We start from the raw sequence: 5,792 nt of genomic DNA, 5'->3' as shown, positions 1-5,792 counted from the left end.
CCGTCGAGCAGCGCCCGCGCGAGCCGCGGATGGGCGCCGACCAGGGCGAACGCGCGTCCTCGTGGGGTCGTCCTGCCCGTCTCATCGGTGGCGCCGAGGGCCCGGAGCGAGGCTGCGGCAGCCTCCATCGCGCCGGCAGGAGGGTCGGGCAACGGCAGCCCCACCCCGCCGGGATGGCCCCAGACAGCCAGCTCCAGGGCGAACGCGGTGAGGTCGGCGACGGCGATCTCCGGTTCCGGCTGGGCGGGCAGCCGATCGTGCTCGGCGGCCGACCAGCACCGATACACCCGGCCTGGTGCCTCCCGGCCGGCTCGGCCCGCCCGCTGCCTGGCGGACGACCGCGACACCCGCACGGTGACCAGCGAGCCCAGCCCGCGGGCGTGGTCCATCCGTGGGGAGCGGGCCAGGCCGGCATCGACGACGACCCGCACGCCGGGCACCGTCAGGCTGCTCTCCGCGACCGCGGTCGCCAGCACGACCCGGCGACGCGGGCCGGCGCGCAGCACCGCGTCCTGCGCGCCGCCGGACTGGCGGCCGTGCAGGGCGAGCACGTCCACGACGTCGCGATGCTCGGCGAGCCGGCCCACGACGGTGGCGATCTCACCGGCGCCGGGCAAGAAGACGAGCACGTCACCGGACGTCTCCCGCAGTGCGCGTCCGATGGTCGCGGCGACGTGGTCGAGTAGCTTCGGGTCGACGCGCAGGCCGTGCGCCGGGGTGATCATCCCCGGCGGGGGTGTCCAGACCACGTCGACGTCGTGCATCGCGGCGTCCGTCCCGATGACCGGCGCGGGATGGCCGGGCGCGCCAAGCAGCGCGGCCAGCCGCCGGGTGTCGGCCGTCGCGGAGGCGGCCAGCAGGAGCAGGTCGGGGCGCAGCGCGGCGCGGACGTCGAGCAGGAACGCGAGCGCCAGGTCGGCGTCCAGGTGACGTTCGTGGCACTCGTCGAGGATGACCGCGTCGGTACCGGGCAGCTCAGGGTCGCGTTGGAGCCGTCGGACGAGCACTCCCGTCGTGACCACCTCGACCCTGGTGGACGGCCCGGCCCGGCGCTCGCCGCGGATCGTGTAACCGACCGCGCCCCCCACCTCGCCGCTGCCGGCGAGGACGGCCATCCGTCGTGCCGCGGCGCGTACGGCGATGCGCCGCGGCTCGACGACCAGGACCCGGCCACGGACATGGTCGGCGAGCGCGAGCGGGACGAGCGTCGTCTTGCCGGTGCCGGGCGGGGCGACCAGAACCGCGGCCCCGGCGGCGCCGCCGGGGCCGTGCTGGTCGCTGGCGGTCAGCGCGGCGACGAGCGCGGGCAGGGCGGCCCGGACGGGCAGATCAGCCCCGGCGACGGTGCGGTCGGGCAACATGCGCCCAGTGTCCTCGGATCAACGCGGCCGGGGGCGGCGCGCCCGCGAGCATCCGATCGTGGGTCGGGCGTGTTCACCGGCACCATCGACGCCACCGCCCCCTTCCCCGTCCGCACGCCGTCGCCCCTTGCCGTCACCTGTCAGTTGGTCCGGGTGTCGCCGTGAGGCGGTGGGTGAGGGCGGTGTGGCGGCGGCCCGCGCCGGGGGTGCGCACGGCGACGGCCAGCGCCCGGCGGCTGCCGGCCAGCACGACGAGGCGTTTGGCCCGGGTGACGCCGGTGTAGAGCAGGTTGCGTTGCAGCATCATCCAGGCCGAGGTGGTCAGGGGCAGCACGACGGCGGGGTACTCGCTGCCCTGGGAGCGGTGGATGCTGATCGCGTAGGCGTGGGCGAGCTCGTCGAGTTCGGTGAAGTCGTAGTCGACAAGCTCGTCCTCGTCCGTGCGCACCGTGACCGTCTGCTCCTCGACGCTGATCGCGGTGACGACGCCGACGGTGCCGTTGAACACCCCGGCCGTGCCCTTGTCGTAGTTGTTGCGCAGCTGGGTGACCTTGTCACCGACCCGGAAGACCCGCCCGCCGAAACGCCGCTCGGCGACACCATCACCGCCGGGGGTGAGGGCCTGCTGCAGCAGCAGGTTGAGGTTGCCCGCCCCCGCCGGACCGCGGTGCATCGGGGTGAGGACCTGCACGTCGCGGCGCGGGTCCAGGCCGAAGCGGGCGGGGAGGCGGCGGGCGACGATGTCCACGACGAGCCGGGCGGTCTCCTCCGCCGGATGCGCCTCGGAATCCTCCGGTGGTTCGCAGGTGAACCAGAAGAAGTCGTCGAAGCCGCGCAGCGTCGGCGGGCTGCCGGCGTTGATGCGATGGGCGTTGACGACGATCCCCGACCGCTGCGCCTGCCGGAAGATCCTCGTCAGCCGGACCCGGGGAATCGCCTCGGCGGCCAGCAGATCCCGCAGGACCTCGCCCGCGCCGACCGAGGGAAGCTGGTCGACGTCACCGACCAGCAGCAGGTGCGCGCCGGGCGGGATCGCCTTCACCAGCTTGTTCGCCAGGATCACGTCCATCATCGACGACTCGTCCACCACGACCAGATCCGCGTCCAACGGACGGTCCCGGTCATAGGCCGCCTCGCCACCGGGTCGCAGCTCCAACAGCCGGTGCACGGTCGCGGCCTCATGGCCGGTGAGCTCAGCGAGCCGTTTCGCGGCCCGCCCCGTCGGCGCGACCAGCACCACCCGGGCCCGCTTCGCCCGCGCCAGCTCCACCACCGAACGCACGGTGAAACTCTTCCCACAACCAGGGCCACCGGTGAGCACCGCCACCCGGCTCGTCAAGGCCAGGCGCACCGCCTGCGCCTGCTCGTCGGCCAGCTCCTGCCCGGTCCGCCCGCGCAGCCACTCGAACGCCGCCGCCCAGTCCACCGCCGCGAACGCCCCCAGGCTCTCCTCGGCGGCGCCGAGCAGACCAAGCAGACCATTCGCCAGCGACGTCTCCGCCCGGTGGAAAGGCAGCAGGTAGACCGCCGGCACCGGCCCCTCGCGGGCCGGCACCCGCTCACGCACCACCCCCTCGGCCGCGACGAGAGAATCCAGACACGGACCGACGAGCTCCCGGTCCACCTCCAGGATCTTCACCGCCTCGGTGACCAGATTCGGCTGCGGCAGATAGCAGTGCCCGTCCTCGGCGGCCTGCGACAACGTGTACTGCAACCCCGCCCCGATCCGCTCCGGACTGTCCGGCGGGATACCCACCGCCCGGGCGATCGTGTCCGCGGTACGAAACCCGATCCCCCACACCTCCGAAGCCAGCCGGTACGGCTGATGACGCACCACCGAGATCGACCCGTCACCGTACTTCTTGTAGATCCGCACGGCCAGCGACGTCGACACCCCCACCCCCTGCAGGAAGACCATCACCTCCTTGATGGCCTTCTGCTCCTCCCACGCCAGCGCGATCCGCTTCGTCCGCTTCGGACCCAGCCCACGCACCTCGACCAGCCGCCCCGGCTCCTCCTCGATGATCCGCAGAATGTCCAGCCCGAAATGGTCCACCATCCGCTCGGCCATCGCCGGCCCAATACCCTTGATCATCCCCGAGCCGAGATACCGACGGACCCCCTGGATCGTCGCCGGCAACACCGTCGTGAACGAATGCACCTGGAACTGCCGGCCATACCGCGGATGACTCCCCCACCGGCCCACCAGGCGCAGACTCTCCCCCACCTGCGCGCCCAGCAACGCGCCGACCACCGTCAGCAGATCCGGACCCGACCGCTCCGTCGCCAACCGAGCAATCGTGTACCCGGTCTCCTGCGCGACGAAGGTGATCCGCTCCAACACCCCCTCCACCACCGCCATCCCCGGCCCCGCCGAACCGGACTGTCCCGCCGGACCGACGGTGGGAGCCGACGCGGCGGCAGAGTGCGAGGACACGGCCACCATTGTGCCCGCGCACCAGATCGGCCCTGTACCGCGCAGGTGCGATCAGGGCCGCGCAGGTGCGATCAGGCCGCGGGTCCTGGTCGACGACGCCCTGGTCCAGCCCGCCTCACCGCGGTCGAGCCTGATGGGCATCAATGTAGTCAACCCCTGTCCCGGCGTCCGGGACGGCCCTATTTCGCGTCGTACTCGCGGCGGGCGTCGTCGATGTCGTCGGCATGTTCCAGGGCCCAGTTCATAAGCGACCAGGCGGTGTCCAGCAACGTGTGGCCCAGCGGGGTGAGGGCATACTCCACCTGCGGTGGAACCGTCGGGTGAACGGTACGGAGGACAAAGCCGTCCCGTTCGAGGCCGCGCAGGGTCGCGCTGAGCATCCGCGGGCTGATACCCGGCACCCCGCGACGTAGTTCGGAGAACCTCCGGGCGCCGCCGCCCAGCTCGTGGACGAGGGTGACGGACCATTTGTCGCCGACCCGGTCCAGCACATCACGAACCCGGCACGCCGGTTCCCCCCGAACGGCCAGAGCTGCCGCGATCCGCGCGTGATCAATGCTCTCGGCGCCGGCGCCGCTCGTCGTCATGGTTCCCTCCACGTAACCAAGGAAGAAAAAAGTGCCGTCTTCCACCCGGCCGCACCGTCGCCCAGACTGTGGCCGGATTCCCCAGACATTCGGACCCCACACAGAAAGTTGTGATCATGACAGTAGAAGCGTTGCCGCTCGACGAGACCTTCGCCGTGCCGGCTGACGCCGCCGCGCTCGACCGGGCGGCCGCGGCCCTGCGCGAGAACGGCTTCGTCGTGCACATCGTCGACACCATCGCCGACGCCAGGTCTCTGCTCGGGGAGCTCCTCCCGCGCGACCGGGAGATCTTCACCGCCTCCAGCCAGACGCTGGAACTGTCCGGAATCACCGCGGACATCGACGAATCCGGCGAGTACGTCTCGGTGCGTGCCAAAGCCGGACCGCCCTCGGCCGACGTCTGGGACACCGTCCGGCTGGGCGCCACCCCCGAGGTCGTCGTCGGCAGCGTCCACGCGGTCACCGAGGACGGCCACCTGCTCGCCGGCTCGGCGAGCGGCAGCCAGCTCGCGCCCTACGCGGCCGGCGCCAAGCTCGCCTACTGGGTCGTCGGCGCGCAGAAGATCGTCCCCGACGTGGCGACCGGCCTGCGCCGGATCCACTCCTACAGCCTCCCGCGCGAAAGCGCGCGACTGCAGGAGCGCTACAACCAGACGTCGTTCATCGGCCGGATCCTGATCCTCGAGCGCGAGGCCTTCCCGGACCGCGGTCATGTCATCCTGGTCCGCGAGGCCGCCGGCTTCTGACCACCGCGACCGCGAGATCCCGGGCCCGCTCGTCGCGCATCCCTCCTCGCGCCAGGAGCGGGCCCGGGCGCCCCACTACCGCCGGCTCCTCCGCCGCTCGATGGAAGTGACGAACTCCCAGATCGACACCGCCACCTAGTCAATCATCTCACTCGAGATACCGGGATAGACCCCGACCCAGAAGGTCCGCTCGGTCACGACGTCGCTGTTCGTAAGGTCTCCCACCACACGGTAGCCAACCGCGGCGTCGGCGAAGACATGCAGGCGGACCAGGTTCCCCGAGAACAGCATCCGCGTGCCGATCCGACGCGACTCCAGGAACGCGATCAGGCCGGCCCGGTCGTAGTCGGCAGCCTCGGTGACCGTCAGCACGAAACCGAACCAGCTCGGATCGCTGCCCGGCGTGGACTCCGGCAGCAGCAGCCCCGGCACGATGACCGGGCGAGGTCGCCGGGTACGCTGACCGTGCCTGCCGTGGGACGCTCACGACCATGGCACGATCTGCCGTGGGGACGAGGGCCCCTGGAGCCTGCGGGATCGGCACGGCTTGGCCGTTCGGGGTTGTGAACTGCTGACTAGCAGCGCTCAATAGGCTGCTCCAGGCGCCTATAATGGTCAGGTGAACCTGAAGGAGTGGGCCGAGTCGCAGGGCGTCGCGTAC

General features: G+C 71.7%; 5 protein-coding genes. 1 reads left to right on the top strand and 4 read right to left on the bottom strand.

The genetic code is table 11. The features are described 5' to 3' along the window. The 3 genes from C1A33_RS18865 to C1A33_RS18855 form a co-directional block, all read right to left on the bottom strand. Nucleotides 1-1,361, bottom strand: a 1,361-nt coding sequence (locus C1A33_RS18865) for a helicase-related protein (RefSeq protein ID WP_133150721.1), incomplete at its 3' end; no start/stop codon positions are given. 133 nt (nt 1,362-1,494) lie between these two features. After that, nucleotides 1,495-3,723, bottom strand: coding sequence for an SF1B family DNA helicase RecD2 (recD2, locus tag C1A33_RS18860; protein WP_243407709.1), 2,229 nt, complete (start codon nt 3,721-3,723; stop codon nt 1,495-1,497). A gap of 254 nt (nt 3,724-3,977) precedes the next feature. Continuing rightward, the gene (locus C1A33_RS18855; RefSeq protein WP_243407708.1) at nt 3,978-4,430 is read right to left on the bottom strand and encodes a winged helix-turn-helix transcriptional regulator; all 453 of its coding nucleotides are present in this window, start codon (nt 4,428-4,430) and stop codon (nt 3,978-3,980) included. A 71-nt stretch (nt 4,431-4,501) separates the two neighbouring features. Here C1A33_RS18855 and C1A33_RS18850 point away from each other — a divergent pair, with 71 nt between their 5' ends. Next, a complete protein-coding gene (locus C1A33_RS18850) occupies nt 4,502-5,131 on the top strand; it encodes an LUD domain-containing protein (RefSeq protein ID WP_101832783.1) in 630 nt (209 codons plus the stop codon). 135 nt (nt 5,132-5,266) lie between these two features. Here the strand turns inward: C1A33_RS18850 and C1A33_RS18845 are convergent, their stop codons facing one another. Further along, nucleotides 5,267-5,563, bottom strand: coding sequence for a DegT/DnrJ/EryC1/StrS family aminotransferase (locus C1A33_RS18845; protein WP_207770379.1), 297 nt, complete (start codon nt 5,561-5,563; stop codon nt 5,267-5,269). Nucleotides 5,564-5,792: the final 229 nt, after the last annotated feature.

The organism is Frankia canadensis, assembly GCF_900197875.1.
In the GTDB taxonomy this organism is placed as follows: domain Bacteria; phylum Actinomycetota; class Actinomycetes; order Frankiales; family Frankiaceae; genus Frankia; species Frankia canadensis.
This window is presented reverse-complemented; position numbering and strand designations above follow the sequence as displayed.